The 19416-nt window shown below is 40.4% G+C and carries 17 protein-coding genes and 1 tRNA gene; 13 read left to right on the plus strand and 5 right to left on the minus strand.

What is annotated here, in order from left to right:
- Window positions 1-93 precede the first annotated feature (93 nt).
- Together F7734_RS24390 and ruvB are read right to left on the minus strand one after the other, a co-directional pair.
- A complete protein-coding gene (locus tag F7734_RS24390) occupies window positions 94-900 on the minus strand; it encodes a tetratricopeptide repeat protein (RefSeq protein ID WP_155747112.1) in 807 nt (268 codons plus the stop codon).
- 128 nt (window positions 901-1028) lie between these two features.
- Window positions 1029-2129 (minus strand): Holliday junction branch migration DNA helicase RuvB, encoded by a 1101-nt coding sequence (gene ruvB / locus F7734_RS24395; RefSeq protein ID WP_155747114.1) that lies wholly within the window; start codon window positions 2127-2129, stop codon window positions 1029-1031.
- Between the two features lie 204 nt (window positions 2130-2333).
- Between ruvB and hisF the strand changes: the two genes are divergently transcribed.
- The 5 genes from hisF to F7734_RS24420 all read left to right on the plus strand — a co-directional run bounded on the left by hisF (window position 2334) and on the right by F7734_RS24420 (window position 4800).
- Window positions 2334-3101 carry an imidazole glycerol phosphate synthase subunit HisF gene (hisF, locus tag F7734_RS24400; protein ID WP_155747116.1) on the plus strand — a complete coding sequence of 256 codons (768 nt, stop codon included), beginning with the start codon at window positions 2334-2336 and terminating at the stop codon, window positions 3099-3101.
- A 101-nt stretch (window positions 3102-3202) separates the two neighbouring features.
- Complete coding sequence (locus F7734_RS24405) at window positions 3203-3400, plus strand: hypothetical protein (protein WP_017745655.1); 198 nt, start codon at window positions 3203-3205, stop codon at window positions 3398-3400.
- A 97-nt stretch (window positions 3401-3497) separates the two neighbouring features.
- Window positions 3498-3959 carry a DUF4262 domain-containing protein gene (locus F7734_RS24410; protein ID WP_155747118.1) on the plus strand — a complete coding sequence of 154 codons (462 nt, stop codon included), beginning with the start codon at window positions 3498-3500 and terminating at the stop codon, window positions 3957-3959.
- 243 nt (window positions 3960-4202) lie between these two features.
- Entirely contained in the window at window positions 4203-4469 is a 267-nt protein-coding gene (locus F7734_RS24415) for a hypothetical protein (protein ID WP_155747120.1), read from the plus strand.
- 258 nt (window positions 4470-4727) lie between these two features.
- Window positions 4728-4800 (plus strand) — tRNA-Ala (locus tag F7734_RS24420).
- Between the two features lie 667 nt (window positions 4801-5467).
- Here the strand turns inward: F7734_RS24420 and F7734_RS24425 are convergent.
- Window positions 5468-5716, minus strand: a complete 249-nt coding sequence (locus F7734_RS24425) for a peptidoglycan-binding domain-containing protein (protein WP_155747122.1) — start codon at window positions 5714-5716, stop codon at window positions 5468-5470.
- A gap of 322 nt (window positions 5717-6038) precedes the next feature.
- Window positions 6039-6368, minus strand: a complete 330-nt coding sequence (locus tag F7734_RS24430) for a helix-turn-helix domain-containing protein (protein ID WP_207714196.1) — start codon at window positions 6366-6368, stop codon at window positions 6039-6041.
- Window positions 6369-6527: 159 nt separating this feature from the next.
- Here F7734_RS24430 and F7734_RS24435 point away from each other — a divergent pair, with 159 nt between their 5' ends.
- The 3 genes from F7734_RS24435 to F7734_RS24445 all read left to right on the plus strand — a co-directional run bounded on the left by F7734_RS24435 (window position 6528) and on the right by F7734_RS24445 (window position 9011).
- Entirely contained in the window at window positions 6528-7220 is a 693-nt protein-coding gene (locus tag F7734_RS24435) for a glutathione S-transferase family protein (RefSeq protein WP_155747124.1), read from the plus strand.
- Between the two features lie 129 nt (window positions 7221-7349).
- On the plus strand, window positions 7350-8342 hold the full coding sequence (locus F7734_RS24440; protein ID WP_155747126.1) for a GlxA family transcriptional regulator: 993 nt from the start codon (window positions 7350-7352) through the stop codon (window positions 8340-8342).
- 57 nt (window positions 8343-8399) lie between these two features.
- A complete protein-coding gene (locus F7734_RS24445; RefSeq protein WP_155747128.1) occupies window positions 8400-9011 on the plus strand; it encodes an HD domain-containing protein in 612 nt (203 codons plus the stop codon).
- Between the two features lie 1211 nt (window positions 9012-10222).
- On the opposite strand, the gene F7734_RS24450 is transcribed toward F7734_RS24445, so the two are convergent.
- Window positions 10223-10516, minus strand: a complete 294-nt coding sequence (locus F7734_RS24450) for a helix-turn-helix transcriptional regulator (RefSeq protein WP_155747130.1) — start codon at window positions 10514-10516, stop codon at window positions 10223-10225.
- Window positions 10517-10899: 383 nt separating this feature from the next.
- On the opposite strand from F7734_RS24450, the gene F7734_RS24455 reads away from it, so the two are divergent.
- From F7734_RS24455 to F7734_RS24475, 5 genes are all read left to right on the plus strand, one after another.
- The gene (locus F7734_RS24455) at window positions 10900-12282 is read left to right on the plus strand and encodes a GNAT family N-acetyltransferase (protein WP_166482120.1); all 1383 of its coding nucleotides are present in this window, start codon (window positions 10900-10902) and stop codon (window positions 12280-12282) included.
- Window positions 12279-13112: a hypothetical protein gene (locus F7734_RS24460; protein WP_155747131.1), complete on the plus strand. Its 834-nt coding sequence runs from the start codon at window positions 12279-12281 to the stop codon at window positions 13110-13112. Before F7734_RS24455 ends, F7734_RS24460 begins: the two co-directional genes overlap by 4 nt.
- A 42-nt stretch (window positions 13113-13154) precedes the next feature.
- Window positions 13155-17159 carry a hypothetical protein gene (locus tag F7734_RS24465; RefSeq protein ID WP_155747133.1) on the plus strand — a complete coding sequence of 1335 codons (4005 nt, stop codon included), beginning with the start codon at window positions 13155-13157 and terminating at the stop codon, window positions 17157-17159.
- Window positions 17160-17277: 118 nt separating this feature from the next.
- Window positions 17278-18144 carry a hypothetical protein gene (locus F7734_RS24470; RefSeq protein ID WP_155747135.1) on the plus strand — a complete coding sequence of 289 codons (867 nt, stop codon included), beginning with the start codon at window positions 17278-17280 and terminating at the stop codon, window positions 18142-18144.
- Between the two features lie 230 nt (window positions 18145-18374).
- Window positions 18375-19415 carry a hypothetical protein gene (locus tag F7734_RS24475; protein WP_155747137.1) on the plus strand — a complete coding sequence of 347 codons (1041 nt, stop codon included), beginning with the start codon at window positions 18375-18377 and terminating at the stop codon, window positions 19413-19415.
- Window position 19416 lies beyond the last annotated feature (1 nt).

The following is a 19416-nucleotide window of genomic DNA, read 5'->3' on the forward strand; positions in this document are numbered from 1 at the left end:
GAGTAGGGGGACAAGGGGGACAAGGTAGACAAGGGGGACAAAGTAGAATGACTCATGCCCGATGCCCAATACCTAATGCCCGATGCCCTTTTACTACTTAAGTGTCAAAAACTTTTCCAACGCGGCAACTAAACTAGGAGGCCAACGACGGATATGGGCTACCCAATTAATATCTTTGTAGCGGGGATCGAGCCCGTATGCTGATACCCAGTTGCTTTCTGCTTCTCCTTTTTGCCCGTTTACCCAGTACGCAGCTGTCAGCGCAGCACGCATATCAGCAAACTTGGGATATTTACGAGTAATATTTCTCATTTCGCGGATTGCTTCGTCTACTTTGCCAGTTTCATATAAAGCTAGGGCATAGTTGGCACGAGCAAAGGCAAAATTGGGGGCAATTTCAGTACATTTTCTATAGTCTGCGATCGCAGAATCCCATTTTCCCAAACCTGACAAAGCATTTCCCCGATTGTTATATGCCATTGCGTCTTTAGGGTCAAGCTCTAGAACATGGTTGTAATCGGCGATCGCATCATTCCACCTTCCCAAGCCTTCCAATGCCGTACCACGATTTAAGTAGGGGTCAGTCACATTTGGTGCGAGTTCCACAGCCTTATTATAGTCAGCCAGTGCCTCTTGCAATTTATTCTGGCTCACTCTGGAATTTCCCCGATTGCTCCAAGCCGCTGCATTATCGGGAAATTGCTCTATAATCTTCGTCCAGTATACTTCGGCTGTAGCAAAATCACCTTTATCCGTAGCGGCAAAAGCTTGGTTTGCCAACTCATTTTGCTGTTGTAACTGTTCTGGAGTGAGATTCAGTGGTTGAGTTGCAGCAAAAGTTGGCTCAACCCAACCAAATATTAGCAATACACTTAGCAAAATCCCAATAAGTCTTAGCATTGGTGTTTAACTCTTGGCGTTTTCAAATAAATACCTCACGCAAAGACGCGAAGGCGCTAAGAAATCCTTTGTGGCTTTGCGTCTTTGCGTGAGGCTCCAAAAATAATTATCTAACGCCTTTAAACAAATTACGGCAAAAGAGATAACTGTTGATTGGGAGGCTTGTAACCCAGATGCTTGTACGCTGAGGCTGTCGCCATTCTTCCACGGGGAGTCCGTTGCAAATAACCTATTTGCATAAGATAGGGTTCGTACACTTCCTCAATGGTTTGGGTATCTTCTCCCGTTGCTGCAGCAATTGTTTCCAATCCTACAGGTCCCCCATTAAATTGTTCTATGATGACGGTTAACATCCGGCGGTCTGTCCAGTCGAGTCCACAAGGATCTACTTGAAACAGTTCTAATGCTTCTGCTGCTACTAGTTCGTTAATTTCTCCTGAGGATTTGACTTGTGCGTAGTCGCGCACTCGCTTCAGTAACCTGTTGGCGATACGAGGCGTTCCGCGAGAACGACGGGCAATTTCTGCTGCTCCATCTTCTGCGATCGCTGTTTGTAGGAATTGGGCGCTTCGCAGTACAATTTTGCTGAGTTCATCCACTTCGTAAAACCGCAATTTTTGAATTAAGCCAAAGCGATCGCGCAGTGGTGAAGTTAGTGCCCCTGCGCGAGTTGTGGCTCCTACTAGGGTAAACTTTGATAGCGGTAAACTCCGTGTCCGGGCGCTAGAACCTTTACCAATTGTAATGTCTAAGCGATAATCTTCCATAGCAGGGTATAAAATTTCTTCTGTCATTCTTGAGAGTCGATGAATTTCATCGATAAACAGAACATCCCCTGCTTTTAAATTTACCAACAACCCAACAATATCTCTTGGACGTTCTAGGGCTGGAGCACTGGTGATTTTGCAATTTACCCCCATTTCCGATGCTAAAATCATCGCCATTGTTGTTTTGCCCAAACCCGGAGGACCGTACAGTAGGAGGTGATCTAGCACTTCACCTCTCGACTGAGCTGCCTTGATGGCGATTTCCAATACCTCTTTTAAATCCTTTTGCCCAATGTAGTCTGCAAATCTTTGTGGTCGTATACCTTCTTCTTGCTTGCCTTCTTCAATAGCTGCTTCGGGTTGCAACAAATTGTCTTTAGGGGGTGATGAGCCTGACTCATGACGCTTTTTTGGGTTTTCATTTGGATCTTGAGGTTGTTTTTTGGAGGAGATAATCGCCATACTTCGAGCTATCAACGTTTACAAAGAATGGGCAAGGGGCAATGGGCAATAGGAAAACTCAATGCCTTTACCTTTAGCCTTACCCTTCTTCTATTTTCTACCCATAGCTCTCCATCTTAGCGTTCTAAGAAAATTTTCATTTTGTAATAGTCTCGCCTTAAAATTTAAGTTCCGGATAATCACAACAGGAGTGCAAAAGTACTGATGCTGTCTAAGAGAATCTTACCTTGCCTGGATGTGAAGGCGGGACGTGTTGTCAAGGGAGTGAACTTTGTTAATTTGAAGGATGCTGGCGATCCGGTGGAGATGGCTAAGGTTTACAACGATGCCGGTGCTGATGAGTTAGTATTTCTTGATATTACAGCCACTCATGAAGACCGGGATACTATTATTGACGTTGTTTACCGCACTGCAGAACAAGTTTTCATTCCTTTGACTGTCGGTGGTGGTATTCAAACCTTAGAAAATGTTAAAAATCTTTTACGAGCTGGGGCAGACAAGGTTAGTATTAATTCGTCGGCGGTACGAGATCCAGATTTTATTAATCGGGCTAGCGATCGCTTTGGCAATCAGTGCATAGTTGTTGCAATTGATGCCAGAAAAAGACAAGATCCAAATAACCCAGGTTGGGACGTGTACGTGCGAGGGGGACGCGAAAATACTGGCATAGATGCCTTATTTTGGGCAAAAGAAGCTGAAAAGCGTGGAGCAGGAGAACTCCTAGTTACCAGTATGGATGCTGATGGTACTCAAGCAGGGTATGATATAAAATTAACACGTGCTATTGCTGAAGCTGTACAAATTCCAGTTGTAGCATCTGGCGGTGCTGGCAACTGCGAGCATATCTATGCTGCTGTAACAGAAGGTAAAGCAGAAGCAGCTTTACTAGCATCGCTTTTACATTACGGACAATTAAGCGTAACTCAGATAAAGTCTTATTTAAGCGATCGCAAGATTCCCGTCAGAATGTAAACCCAAGCAGCAAGCCCTTTTGTATCCACAGCTAGAGTAGTTCAACACAGTTCTTGGAAACGATGTTAATATAAGTTAACAAGAATTAATATAGTATAGATATGTTGATACCTATTTTAGTATTCGATGTAGCACTGGTAGCCTGGTCGCTACACTTAATGGAAAAAGCGTATGAGAATAAAGAGTTTTCTTTAATGCTGGCAGGGACGCTAGTAGCGCTTGCCGCCGCCGCCATGTTAGTTGTTTACTTTCTTATGGGACACTGCATGAGTTACTTGCTGCAAGCATCATACGGATAGCCGTTGACGGAAGATAGCTAAATGGCAGAATTTATCAATTAGCTATTAGCCCGATGTGAAGCAAGATAGTAAATAAAATCAATTTAGAGATAAATTTATGAAAGACTATGTTGCTTTATTAAAGGATATTCTCAAGAATGTGGAAGGAGAACCGGGCTGGAAAGTCATGGGTATAGGTGCTGAACAAGACAGCCCTGGATTTGCCTACACCATAGGTTTGTATCACAACTACGAGCATCCAGAAATTATTTTGTTTGGACTCCCTATCGAGATTGCTTTAACCTTACTTAATGATGTGGGCGATCGGGTAAAAGGAGGGGAGGTCATTCAGCCCAACGTTACTTACACGGATTTAGTACAAAAGTATCCCGTTATCTTCAAACCAATCCCAAATAATGACAGCGATACTAGAGAGGAGCTTCTTGGTATAGCTGTAAGGTTCTACGGTCATGTGAATTTCCCAGTCCTTCAATTTATTTGGACTGACTCTAAAGGTAAATTCCCTTGGGAAGAAGATTGTGAAATGAAAACCAAACTCTGTCAACCTTTAGCTTGGTAGCATTCCTTTGCTACTGACCTTCTCAGTGGACTGCTGTCAAAGCATTTCTCGCGGTTTGCTTGAAGAGCGTTTCGGGAAGGTCACTGTTCGACTTCGCTGATACTGTAAAGAAGTTTTGAAAATTTAATTTTTTTAACACGTCACAAAAATATCTTGTGCTGCTGTATAATATGAAAAATTCCCCAAAAGAGTTAACGCCTCTTCAGGGGACAAGTAGTAAATAAATATCTTTTGTTGAGTACTATGATAGCAACCTCAGCCGTTTTTAGCCAGATCTCTCTACAGAAAAATATATCTTCTTGCCTATCCCAGCTACAAGAAGCGACCTTAACACTCCTAGAAGCCTCATCACAACTGGCTCTCATCCAAAACAGTATTGGGAAACTAGAGTTTTCCAGAGAACTCAAGAAGTACCAGCAGAATCCTAAAGATGTTAAGGAATACTTGGATTTGGTACACAAATACTCGGAATGCGACCCAGAAGAAATATCGGCTTTAAGGGAATCGTAACTGCTGATGCTGATATTAAGTTACTTCATATGTACTATAGCAATTCCCACTTTCGTAAGGTTCAGGATATTGAATTAATCGCAGCCTGTAGCGGATGGACGCAGATAAATTTGTACCTGACCAGACTAGGAGACGCTATAAGTCTTACAAGAAAAGTAGAGCTATGTTGACTTCCTTGTGAAATCGCATGATTTATCAATTTGCTGTGAGTCGTTGACAAACAGATAAATTGTTATATATACTAAGAAAGGCTTTGATGGGGTTATAGCTCAGTTGGTAGAGCACTTCAATGGCATTGAAGGGGTCAGCGGTTCGAATCCGCTTAGCTCCATTTGGATATTAAATAATTATTCCCAGTTTTTGAGAATTCTTGTCCAATTTGACAAATACAAAGGGTATATCTTACCTATTTTCTTGCCTTGTCAAAAGAAATAAAGATTTAAAACCGCAGGGGCAGCTTTTTGTCTGTACGCTACCGTACCCACTCCACTCCCCATCCCTGACTAATCACGATCGCCCTGCTGCCGCCCCATCCCTAAATCCTCTTCTAAAAAGTAAATTTACTAACTACAAAATTTGCACCAACTTGGCGCGATCGCACCTGTGGTCAAGTGACTTTTTCCTCTCCCCAGGGCACATTAACTGCTTCTTTAGAGCAGTGTTTTAGGAAAAAAACATGGTTATTCTCTTAGAGAAATATTCCCCAAAAATTATGTTCTCAAAATTTTAACACAGTAACTCTATAAGTAGCTACGATCAAATCACGCACTTATGTGAAATATCTAAAGTTGAGAAATGGATAAATCGGCTATTGACGCTTATAGGCGCTACGAAATCAAACCAGGCATTTAACCAAGCTTTTAGAATATCTATACAAACCCTCTTAGTTGCATATATTCAGAGGGTTTGTATAGAGATATAAAAGCAGCGATTCAGCTTTAATTAATTGGCAGAAACCGTAGAGTTGTGAAAGGTTCTGCATTTCAAAAACTACCTTTTTATGAATGTGTAGCCTTTTCTAAGACTGCCCAAGTTTGAGAATCGATAACTCCATTTACAGGCAGTCCATGCTTCTGCTGAAATGAAATGACTGCTGAAAGAGTTGCTGAGTCGAAATTACCATCTGTAGGTAGTGTAGAACCCTGAGCATTCAATAACTTCTTCAATTGAGTTACAGCAGCACCAGAATCTCCCTTTTGCAAGGTTGTTTTAGTTTGATAGGAAGTACAATCAAAACCATTCTGCATAACTCTCTCCTTTTTCTAAAATTTGTTTGAGTCTTGATGGATTTTAGTTAAATACTTCAAAAAATGTTAATTCCAAGTGTGATGATTTCTACATTTACCTACCTCCAACTTTTGGTAGATAAAGCTAATGTGATTTGCAAAGAAATTTTAAAAAATAGCTTCCTCTCAAAACTTAGGAGGCTAACAGCTTAACATGATACGAAACATTAAGTTTAAGTATTACAGTCAGTACAACTATTAACTTTTACTTTTTAGAGAGAAATTCGTCACTTTGTTTGTAGCTTAAGAATGCAGTAGGTTTTCTACACACTATCTTCAATTTTTACTCTTTAAAGTAATTAGAACTGCTTGCGATCTCTACAGTTGCCAGTAGCCCAGGGAAACGAGCATTTATATCTTTTCGGCGCAGCGAGAGTAGGGAGAGCGCCCCTTCTTGTCGCACCTGGATTAAACCCGCTTCACGTAAAACACGAACGTGATGCGAGAACGTAGACTTGCTGACGGAAATTACAAACGCTCCACACGCCTTTTCAGCCCCTTCAGGTAGGCTCAGTAGATCTCGAATGACATTTAGGCGCACACTATCACCTAGAGCATTAAACACGCCTTCTAACGTCATTGCCTCGCGCTCTGGGTGGTACAGGGGTTTCACGTTGTTTTTTCTCCTCAAACATTTGTTCGATTATTTGCGAACATTCATTGACATTATGGCACAAGAGCGATAAGGTTTAACTGTTCGACGCTTTACGAATAATTAAACAATTAGCCTGCGAGAACAAACCAAGTTTTGTCAATCCTCACAACACACAATATGATTCAGTTCTATTTCCACCATACTCCCAACCCTATAAAGGTTGCACTCTTTCTAGAAGAGTCGGGCTTGCCTTATGAAGTCCTTCCTGTAGATGTCTTCAAAGGTGAACAACATACTGCTGAGTATCGAGCCATTAACCCCAATGCAAAAGTACCCGCGATTGTTGATGGTTCAAATGTAGTCTTCGATTCCAATGCCATTCTCCTTTACTTGGGAGAAAAAACGGGCCAATTTATGGGTAATCCCAACGCTCGCGCACAGCTTTACTCCTGGTTAATGTTTGTTGCTACTGGGGTTGGTCCTTATTCTGGGCAAGCCGTGCATTTTCAGCATATGGCACCGGAGCAACTGTCTTACGCTATCAATCGTTACCGCCGCGAGGTAGAGCGGCACTACGGTATTCTCAACGATCGACTTCAAAACCAACAATACATTGTGAGCGATGAGTATACGATCGTCGATATTGCTGCCTGGGGTTGGATCGATCGGTTCCCACGAGTGTTAGGGGAAAATGCCCTGGATGAGTTTCCTCATCTAAAAGCCTGGTACGAGCGAGTGAATGCACGTCCGGCGGTTGCAAAAGCCAGAGCTATTGGCAAAGAACTTAATTTCAAGACGAATGTCGATGAAGAAACCCGACGCGCTCTCTTTCCTCAAAACTACTCCAAAGCTGGCGTGCATGTGAGTTAGGTACTGGAGCAAGATTTTCCCAATTAGTTTTTGTTTGGCTAGATTCGTCCGCTCATTGACCGTCATAGCCCTAGAGAAAAAGCGTTTAGCGGTTTATCATCATGGCATGAACGAGTTGAGACTGAAATCATGACTTCTCAGCATTCCACTTCCGGCACGGTCAAACAGCGTGTCATCTTCCTCATACTGGAGGGTGTCGAACTGTTGGATCTGGCTGGACCAGCACAGGTATTCAGTATAGCTGTCTCATTAGGTGCGCCCTATTCCCTACACTTCTGTGCTAACACTTCAGGAGTGCGATCGGCACAGGGGCTGTTTTTAGGACAGCTCGACCCACTACCATCTGTGTCTGTCCATGATGTGGTAATGGTCGCTGGAGTGGCATTGGAGCGGCTCAACCAACCCCTGCTGGATGCTGATACTCGTTGCTGGCTGATGAATGCTCATACAAACGGCACGCGCATTGCCTCCATTTGCACGGGAGCAGCAGTCTTGGGGGAGGCTGGACTGCTAGACAGTCGGCGTTGCACCACTCACTGGTTTGTTATGCAAGATCTCCAACAGCGTTATCCAATGGCTCATGTTGTGGACGGTGTTTTGTATGTTAGCGATGGCGGCATTGTTACCAGTGCAGGCATTGCGTCTGGAATTGATATGGCGCTGTCGCTGATTGAGCAACAGCATGGACCGCGCCTCGCGGCTGAGGTGGCTCGCTACCTGGTTATCTATTTACGGCGTAACGGCACTCAACCTCAACGGAGTGTTTATCTGGAATACCGCAATCATTTGCATCCAGGTGTACATCGCGTTCAGAATTGGTTGGCAGAACACGCGATGAAATCGGTTTCCTTAACCGAGCTTGCCCAAATTGCTAACATGAGCGTGCGAAGTTTCAGCCGTGCCTTTAAGGAGGTGACTGGATTAACGCCCGTGCAATATCAGCAACGCTTGCGTTTGGAAGTCGCCTCCACGCTGTTGCAGAACTCAGACTTGTCGATTGAGGCGATCGCTACCCGTTGTGGCTTCGACGATAGCCGTCATTTTCGCCGTCTATGGCAACGGTACTTTGGGGTTTCTCCTTCAACCACGCGCAAAAAACAGACGAAAATTTCTGTTGCTTAAGTACGTTGCTGCAATCAACTTCTTCAAAACTTTGAACTTACACAATTGGAAAAATATATGATTCCAGACAGCGAAATTTGTAAAAAAGCAACGCAACTAGTTGCAGAAATTTCACCAACTTTTTTGTGCAATCACTGCATTCGGACATTTTTGTTTGGTGACTTGTTAGGGAAACGGGATGGACTCAAATACGATCGCGAGTTGCTGTATCTAGGTGCAATCATGCACGATTTAGGATTGACGGAACGATTTGATGGTGAACAACGATTTGAAGTCGATGGTGCGGATGCTGCACGAGCCTTTGTTTTGGCGAATGGATTGCCAAACGAAAAAGCAGAAGTCGTTTGGGATGCGATCGCACTCCACACTTCTTTAGGCATAGCCTCACGAAAACAGCCAGAAATTGCGCTGGTGCATTTAGGAGCGAGTGCAGATGTATTGGGAATGCGAATTTCCGATATTCCTTCAGAAACCGTAGAGCAAGCGATCGAAGCTTATCCTCGACTTGGCTTCAATAGGGCGATGACCGAATTATTAGTCTCACAAGTCAAACGAAAACCTCAAACAGTTGCATTCACTTGGCTAGCCGAAGTTGGTCGGGGTTGCATTCACGGATTTGCCTCACCCAATTGGAGCGATATGCTTAAGAGCAGCCCATTTGCTGAATGATTGTGAACCTTGCTGGGAAGGTTACCTAAAACCGATGGGTTCATGTTTTTCTGAATACTTGACAAAACTAATATAATTAGTTTTTGCTAATTATATTAGTTTTTTGAGCTTCGATATGCCTCGCCCCTGGGTGTTCAACTTGTAGGGCGTCCTGGCGAGGAAACAACCGTCATTGCATTAGCAACCCAGTTTGAGGCAGTCACCTCTTGGAGTCAACATCGTCCATTATTTGCTGCTGAGAAGGGGAATATCCTATCTCACTTATAAACCATCATGCTGGGCTGCCTTTGTTCTAGCAAATGGATTGCAAAAACCTGAACGAGTTTTATTGGTTCAGATTTTCCATACTATCTGATACTTTTAAAACTCTTTCCACCTCACTGAGAAACACTACAGAAAAGTTTTTGTTTGTAAATGGTAATGACTCTGAAATCGCTGCATAGTCATTTGGCAATAAACCAGTAAATATACTAATAACGAAAATATTGTCTTACTTTATACTGTTATATATGAATTTTGAGCATCGTTTTTTTTGGTGAAACTACCCTTTGTCGTTGTTTTAATTTAAGAACTTTGGTAACATCACAAACAAAATTAGATAGGAGTAATGTGGGCTAAGCAGAGAATCTGATGACGAAGAAACCCACCTAACAGATCAACTGATTAAATCTTATCAGTAAACAAGCGTTTGTAGTAATTGGCAAACTCAGAGAATATGGGGGATTGAGCAAGGATTACGCTCATACTACCTGACACCTCGGAGTTATCTATGCCTTGCCATTTAGATGACGTTAAGTGTGGAGCATACCATTCATCCAGGCGAGAAGCATGACGTACCTTGTGTGCTTCACCATTTTCATGTTTACGTATCGTTGCCGAAGGAGTATCACAACATTACCTACTGGAGTTTAGACTAGTCTAAACTCCAGTATTAAAGGGCTGTGCTACCATTTACCCTATAGGTTTTAGTAAAAACTACTGAGAAGTTGGGAACCATTCCAAACATACTAAAGTTCTCCAAAGACCTCTGACAACGAGACAATTTCCATTTTGGCACAACTGGATTGGTGATCTGGTCGATATACTCCTCAAACTTTTCATTAATGAGGTTTAACAAGAGATTTCGTCTCTGACCGAAGGGCATCCGCATTTTTAATTTTATCAAAGTTTAGCTACTAAAGTTACTAAAATTAAAAATTTAACCCAAAACTTTAACCTGTCACCTCAAGTAGGCTGAGAAAAGCGCTTATGGATATTTCTAATGCAGTACAAATAGCTTCTAATACCTCTATAGAAACGCTTTCAGACTCTCCATACTCTAATTTTTTCAAGTTTTGATGGGAGCATTCACCACCTCTGGCAACAATGTCATCGACTAATTTCTGACGTGATTTTTTCCCACGCAATCGCTTTAAAAGCATTCCCCTGTCTTTATTCCAAGCAACAGACACAACATCCTTAACATAAATATAAATTCTGGTTTCTTTTTCACCCTTATTGGTCATATAATAGCTACAGCAGTAAACAAAATGCAAATTTCTGAGCTACTACAGTTTACAAATTATGAGGAGAAAAGCGATGTGGGAAGCATTACCTTTAGTGCCTTGGTCTGATTCTTAGGTTTGGAGGATAGCTCAACTGTGAGAACCAGGAAAAATCTAAATGGAGTAGATCGTGTCTTTGTGGCTAATTGCAATACCAAACACTTGTGAGTAGCCTTTCTGATACGACAATTTGTTCGTAGTTTAGGTGAGTATATGGTTAAAATTGCTCAACGTATATTGCGATAGAAAAGCAGGCTAACCTCGCGGCGGTGGTTATGTAAAGATGTTAAGTTATAGAAGCCTTATTGATATGTGGAGTTGAAAAAGGTTCTTGGGTAAAGTACGTGCAGATTAAATCTTTGGAAAATACAGTAACATTCGCAACAGAAAAAGACTTACCTTTTGTGAAGGCTCTCGCAGATGCCCACCGTTATGAAATAGGTTTTGTTAATAGAACTACCTTGGCTGAGGCGATAGCTCATAAGGAAATTTTATATAGCTCTCATGGCTTCTTGCATTTTCATCACAGGCGTGATAATATATCGACTTTATATCATCTTTGTGTTTCTCCATCTCATCGTCGGCAAGGGGTAGGTCTTCAATTAATTAGAGCGTGGGAAGAATATAGTAGAAAGTGCGGTATCAAAACTTTACGCCTCAAATGTCCATTAGATTTGGAAGCTAATGGCTTTTATTACCAAATGGGCTTTAGTCGAGTCAATATTGAACCAGGAGTAAAACGCGATTTAGTAGTGTGGCACAAAAACTTAGTGTCTGCAACACCATTGAGTTCTCAATTTGTTGCGTCTTTTAGTGCTAGCGGTTCTGAATTGAAGCGCCTTTTTGAGTTATGGAGATTAGGTGGTGATTTAGAACGAAATCCTTTTGCTTACGTCATTTATTCACCTATCGCTTGTCCCCCATCTACTACTAAATTTTTGCAGCGAGAAAAAGCTATAGAAAACATCAAAAGTGTTTGGTTGGATTGTGGTGCTTATCAAGTGCAGCAAGGTAAACGAGATTACTACAACGATCTTCTTGTCTTTTTAGATAAATTTTATAAAGAAAATCAATGGGCAGATGGGTATGTATTGCCTGACGTTGTACCTTTAACTACAGATTCCGATGAGATTGTAGAGTACAAAGTCCGTGAAACTCTTTACCATTGTGAGGCGTTTTATAACAAAATGCCTAATTATGTGCAAGAGCGTGCGATCGCTCCCGTACAAGGACGCACTATTAACCAAGTGAATCGTTGTCTTGAAACCTATGCAAAACTTGGCATACGCAGAATTGGTTTTGGTTCTTGGGGAACATCAGGTCCTAATGGAAGTGTCAATATGCTCTCTCAAGAGAGCTTGGCATTATTTAAAACAGTCTGCGATATTGCTAGAGAGAATGGAATGCTCGTTCACTGTTTTGGTATTGGCGGACCAAACAGCTATAATCGCCTCCGCAGACACAACTTAATTCCCGATACTTTGGATAGCACAACTTGGTGGAAAGCAGGAGGTTTTGGCAGCATCTTTTTCCCCAATAAAGCTCAAATTCAAATTACAGTTAGACGCAATTTGGAAACTACAAAAACAGGTATAGAAAACCTTAAAAGAGATACTAAACACTCCTGTTATTTTTGTCAAAGTGTTGAACAATTGAGAACTAGCCGAAATCATCGAATTATGCACAACCTAGCGGCTTGGTTGGATACATTGGAGCGTGATTTATGACTAAAAGATTAACTCTTCACCTACAGCAAAACACCACTTTGGAAAGAGTGGCAGTTATTCTTGACAATTTTTCCAGCCGACAAACAGATATTGACCAGTTAGCGGCTCTCTGTCAACTTGGAGCTACTGTTTTACAAAAAAATGTTTTTCCCTTTCTGCGTAACCTTTCTATTCTCGACAAAAAGAATCCATCCAGTTTAACTCCTCTGGGGAAAGTAGCAGCTGACATTCAACAATCTAATCCCGATCTACTAGGCGATTTCTTACACCTAGTAATTTATCAGCTACATTTATTCGAGCATGATAAAAGGTTCTCATGGGCTTATGCAACTGTCGTAAGACAACTTTGGTTACGAAAAGAAGTGGTTTTATCATCTGCTGAAAAAAAGTCTATAGTGGGAGAGGTGATTGAAAAAGCAGCTGTAAACTTTGAAATTCCTGCGAGTGAAATAGCATTCAGTGATAGCAGTATCACTGGTGTTTTGAACTGGTTGCGATCTCTGTCACCCCGCATAATTAGATCGGAAGGAAAATCCGAATACTTCACCCGTCGCTATTTCTGTGCTGCTCCTATTTTTTTAAAGGCGGTAGATGCTATCTACAAGCAACGGCAACGAACCTATGGGACTAAGATTTTTTTGCGCGAAGACATTAAAGACGCTATCTGTCAAATGCTTTTGCTAGATCCAAGTGGATTAGATGGCACTCTAAATAATGCAAAATGCACTTATGATTATGAACAAGGAGGATTCTTTGACTGGGGGTATGAAGGGGGTTATGGACAGTGGATAATGTTAACTAAGTCCCCAGAGTGGAGCCAATTAATTTAAGAATTTAAATTTTTTAAAAACTCGTACATAAAACAAATATTTATGAAAAAATTATTAAGGCAACTAGAATCAATTCAAGCAATTGTAGATACTGTCAGTCCATCTCAGATTGAAAGCGAACTTGAAAGCGTAGCCCGTGATTATGGATTATATGCTACTAGCTATAAGCCCTTAGAACAAGTTAAAACACTTCGAGACCGATTAATTGATGAAATTGGTAAGGGAAAACCTGTTAATGGCTACCTAAGTGCCGATTATGGTTATGGTAAAACAGCAACCCTGATTTATTTTTGGGCTGAGTGCAGGCAGAATAAAATTGTAGCCGTGCCGCCGTTCAAATTTAAAGAATTGGGCAACTTAATGATTGCCACTTATGGCTGGATTAAAGGAAGTTTAGAAAAATCCTCCCCCGCTCTTGTTCCTGAAATTGAGGTACTGTATTCTAAGTACGTCCTAAAGTCCCAGCAAGAGCAAGCTGCAGAAATAGCACGCAAATTTAAATTATCTGAAGACAAAGTGCTTAAAATTGTTCGAGAATTAAAAACTGACACTACCAATACTGATAGTGTTCTGAATTTTTGGCAGGAGAGCGTTTCTATTCTGCGGAAAGCTGGTTTTAAGGGTTTAGCTATATTTGCTGACGAATGCCAAGAATTCCTACGAACTGAGGAGGGATCGAGCGTTCGCATTCAGATTTTGAGCGATTTAGTTAAAGGAATGCGGGCTTTAAGTTCTACACCTGTCGCACTCATTCTGGGAATGCCTACTACTCCTACTGAATCAGCAATTGAAGAACAGGCTGGTGATATTATCCATCGGATGCGGGAGCAGAATGTATCGCTTCGATTAACTGACGCTTATAAATCTGATTTTCCGGGTAAGCTTTGGGATTTTTTATGTGAGAAGTTTTTGCCAGAAGATTTGTCACAGGGAAAACAGTTAGTAGATTCAGCAACGCTTGAAAGTTTGGGACAGTTGTGTGAGCGTAGAGATCTGGGTAACGGTCCTCGTACAATCATCGAAGTCTTTAAACGCATAGTTATTGTTGCTCAAGAACAACAGAAGCCATATACTCCTCTCAATTTAATTCAGGATTATCTTGAGGGAAGCTTGCAGCTATACGGTACGCAACAGCATAAACTTAGCGATGCTATTAACAAAGCTGAATCACTGATTTCCTTTCACAAACATACAAAAGGACGCGAAGCTATTAAGCTTCTTGCGAGTTTTCCATCAGGTGTGACCACAACTATAGCTGAGAAATTCGGACTGTTGAAGAGTTTAAAGAAGCTGGTGGAAGATGATAATTTGTACGGTTCGTACATTATACAACCAACCGAACATAGCTTTGCTTTAGCTGCTCTTTTTCAAAGGACTTCTCAAACAGTCATTGATAAAATTCTTGGGTCATTTCGTCGAAGCTGGCTTGGAGAGTGGAATGATGCTCAAAAAGAAGGAACAGCAACAACAATTTTTCAACAGGAAATTCTCCCCTTACTGTTTCCAGTTTCCCAGTCTGGTCAGAAAGCTAATTGGACTTGGCGATATAAAGATGAGTGGAAACAAGATAGATTTGGATTTTATAATTTTTTGAATGGCTCTTTTGAAAGATATAATTTAGAGTTTCCTAACCGTTCTGTCGTCATCAGTGTTGGTGGTGAAAACTCTGGGCTGATGAGATTCACTCCACCAGAAGAAACTCACTTAGATTGGCGATTTTACTTGAGTTATGATCAAAATGCAGCTAAGGTTCCACAAAGATTAACTGCGATCGCGGGGACTGGTCAAGTAGACTTCCATCTTCAATTAGGTAGAAGTTTTGAAAGAGAATATCCCACAGCCTTCGGCTTGCTCCGCAAAGTCATGCCTGCTGAACAGTGTTCAGCTTGTACGCTATTGAATTTATCTCAATACATTCAAAACTGGCTCTCAAAAAATCCTGAGGTTAGCAAAGCCGATCGAGATCGATTGGAGCATCACCGTCAGGAGTGCCACACCTTAGCTCTTCGGCTCCTGTTTCCATCAATTGCACCAGAGACCTGGAAAATTATTGGTCTAGAAGTAGTCAAGGGTGCGGAAACAAAACTGATAGAATCTGTATTCTATCAAAAATGTAAAACTCTATTTTCCAGCTATCAATCTTTCTACACCAATTTGCGTCCAGCACTTTTTAAGTATAAGTTAGCGCTTGAGAAGGTCACCTTATCTGTTCGCCGAGGTCGTCAGTTGTATCAAGCCTCAAAGGAAGAATTTGAAAATTTATTTGACACGGCAGGTTCTGGTCTGCCCAGCCTTTTAGCAATTTTCAAACAGCACGGTTTGATTAATGAATCCAAAGTTGCTGGCAAGAGAACAGAAAATTCTCAAGTTCAATTTGTTGCTCATCCTCTCGAATCCTTTATTCAAAATCAACTGAAATCAAAAGAGGCTGTTGAGATCGTGCATGGTCAGGAAACTCTCAATAAATTAAATTATTCAGAGATATGGAAAGAGGTCAAAAAACTTGGCTATCTTCAAGAAGAGTTTGACGAAGCACTTGAATGGTTGGAACGCCGTCGATATGTCGAATGGAATCGACAAAGGGGAGTTATTCGGACTTGTGTGGCAGAATTAGACCATAGTGACTTAAAAGGTCAGTTAAATGAACTTCGCACTCGGGTTTCTTCTTTACTAGAAAATTTTGATGAGAAGCTTTTACAGGAGGTTGTTTGTCACCTAAATGAAGCAGAAACAACTCTTTCTTCAGTAACCAGGTCACCAAGAGATTTTAAGACAACTGAAGGTATACAACTAACGTTAGGACAAGACTTTGATGATGTAAAGACTTCGCACGAGTTTGCGAACTACAATGATGAAGTAGTTCTTGATGGAATTCAAAGAAAGTTACAAGATCTAAGCGCTCGTCTTGAAAGATTTTGCCGTGAAAAACACTATACCCTGCAAAAAGAATTTACTGAAATTAAACTAAAGTTAGAAAACTTACCGCTTAGATTAAAAACTTCTAAAGTCAGTCAGGAAATTTTTGGTACGAGTGGTTTAGAAGATTGTCTCAATGACCACCGAAAGACTTTAGAAAAACAAGTTTTGCAACTAGATAAAGATTGCCAAAAATTAGCCAATATAGTTGTATTAGACGAACAAAACATTGTGAAATTGCATCATCAACTCAATGAGTGTAGCAAATTTTTGCAAACTAATGAAAGCATTAAAGCAAGATTACAGGATTTAGTAACTGGTCTGGAACAGTGGCGAATTATTCTGACAAGCGCCGAGAATTTACGAAAAAGTCTAAGTAACGATTCAGAACATTTAGTGCGCTATGATGATGAGTTTATTGACCGAGTAGTAGAGCATTTTAGCCGTCATGGTGTGGAAAGTTTTAGAGAATACGAGTTGCTGCAAAAACCCTTGGTTGAAATTGAAGAACAGATTAGGGGTGAACGGCGATCGCGTCGAGAGGCTTTTGAGGAAAGACTCACTCGATACGAAGAGTTGTTGTGTCTAATTTCTCCTAATAAAGATTATTTAAGAGAAAGATGTAAATTTGATGATGAAGACCGTGAAAGCTCTTATGAAGCCCTAAAACAAATTTTTTTGGAAAAGCTGCTTCATGAGTGTGATAATCGAATTTCAAATTGGAAGCAACTAGAAAGGGATTTATACTTTATTGCTCGAAATCGGGAAAAAAAGGTAACTAAGCTTTTAAATCAAGTTTGCAATTTAAAAACACAGTTATTATCAAAAAGGGACTTGTTGCTATCAGCGACCTTAGACTTTAAAAATCTTGAAATCCAAGTTAACGAACTTAAATCTATTTTTGACAAAGGTTTAGAGTTCCGTGAGGAATCAATAAAAATTGAGAGTCAAAAGGATGAACATCTTTTAGAAGAAGAAAGACAGCTTCTAAGTGCCATTAGCATGGTCGGCAGTGGTCTTACAATCAGCCAAGTTTATCAAAGCTTGCCAGATAACCAGGATATCTGGAAACTTTTAAAGACTCTGTACAAAAAGGGGTACTTAGAGATTACGCTCCACCAGCGAGATTAATGTTTATTTTGAAAGAGAGGGTTAGTTTGAATAAAAGTAGATAGACTAGCGTAGCACTCCTACTAACTGAGAAGTACTAAAATAGAATAAACCTTCTGCTTATATGCTTAAAGGTACTATGTCCAAGATAATTCCAATTTTTCATTTACCCAAGGAGTATCCAGAGGATATGAGGATACTGGCAAAGGGTCTTGCAGCGAATGACGGTCAGACATTAAAGGTTGCTTTGTCCTGGCTTGAAGGCAAGCTAGTGACTCATAAGGCAAATAAAGGGAAGCCAGCAGGAACGCCCATGTCTGCTACAACCATAAAAAATTATTTAGCTGGTTTTTACGCTCTCGATCTGTATAAAGCGGATGGTCAGTTATATTCAGAAAGCAAGCCAGAAAAAACCAGAGTCTCAATTTCTGTTCAGTCTAAAATAGAAGTCATTAAACCTTTAAAGACTTTAGCTCAAACTTCATCTTCTCTTGAAGTCTTTAATGAAAATTTAACTCAACTTTGTTCTCAGTATTCTCAAATGGTCAAAACTTACAGTAACGCTCGATTTCTCCTTTATAAAAATCATCAATTATCAGAAAATCCCCCACTGGATCGACTTCAAAAATTATTAATACAACACTGTGACTACAGCTATGTTGGTAATCCGGGAGTGGGTTATCTCGATCTGTTTTACAGAGACAAAGTACAAATTGACAATTACTTAAACCTTTTAGATTTTATTTTAAATAATTACCGCGCTCTTGCTCAGAAAAGTTTAGGTCTAGTTCCAGTTGCCCAGATTCGTGATAGAATTTTAGAACAAGTATCCAATTATACTGATGAAGATTTTAAAAAACATTTGATTCAGTTGCAGTTGACTCATCGCATCGAATTAAGAACAACTAAATCTCAGCTTGCTCGTAATATGGGAATTGAGTTAATTGACATTCGAGGAGTTAAGTATGGATTTATTAAGATCTTAGAACCTGCTATTGCTGTTTGACTATGCCCTACCAAGACGTTAATGGAAATTCCATAGCACCGGCTCAAAATCCTTATGTTATTTCTGGATCTGCTGCATCAGTAGTATCTCAGGAGTACACTTCAAGACTAGTTCATACAAAGTTTATTAATAACCTTCTGGATGAAGTTAAACAATCGATTAAAATCAGAAGACCTATCAAGTTGTTTCTTGTAGGAGAGTATGGATATGGAAAAACAACATTGCTCAATTTGATAGCACAAGAATTTAATAATAACGATGGAGTGTGTATTCCCATTAAATTTCAAGAAATCATCACACCAGTTGCAGCATCAAGCCAGCCGAGTAAACATTTTGAAAGCCTTTTAGGAGCTATTCTGCTTAAAATGTACAATGTCTTGCTTCGCGAAGGTCTTTTAACAAAATCAGATCGACTATTATTTGAAGAAACAGAGTTGATTAATTTTTTTGACATTTTTTTTGAACTACTTAAGCGGACTCAAAAATATTATATACTAGTTGCTTTTGATGAAGTGGAGGCGCTGTTTTCCAACCTTAGCATAGAAATCTCATATTTTCTAAGTTTTTTGCACAGTTTGTCTGAGAAATTTTTACTAAGACCAGGTTGGGCATTATGTGTCAGTGTGACTGAAGAATACTATAGTCAAATTATTTCAGAAGCTCGCCAGCTACAAGAAGCACGATTTAATTTTAAAATCCTCAAACCTTTAAGTCCTCAAGAAGTAAAAGAGTATATAGAAACCAAAAATAGTTCTGTAACTTTGAGAACTGATAATAGGGTTTATCCTTTTGATGAAGAAGTCATTGACTTTGTTGCAGTAGTTTCTGGAGGCGTTCCTCGATTTGTCGAAACTATCTGCCAATTGCTTTGGGCTGAGGCAGAACCATCCCAGACATCAGTTAGTCTTGAAACATCTCGAAGAATTTTTAGTAATAGTTATCGAGCGTATGCTGAGGCATATTTTTCAGAATTACGAATTAGTAACTCTCTATCTAACGAAGCAGAAGCGTTTTTAAATCTTCTATTTTTTAGTGGCGGAAGAAAACAGACAATTCAAAACCTTTTGACTTTGAAAGACTCGTGTCCAATTGCGTATTTTTATGGACTAGACGAACAACAAGTTAAGTATAGGTTAAATAAAGCGAGTTCAGAACTCAGAGTTAAGGAAGATTTTGAGCAATATATTGAGATTTTTGGTCAAAAGCCTTATATGTACACTTTTACAAACTTGGTATTTAAGGATATCTTCACATTTCGGGAAAGACTTTAAA

It is taken from the genome of Scytonema sp. UIC 10036, from assembly GCF_009725235.1.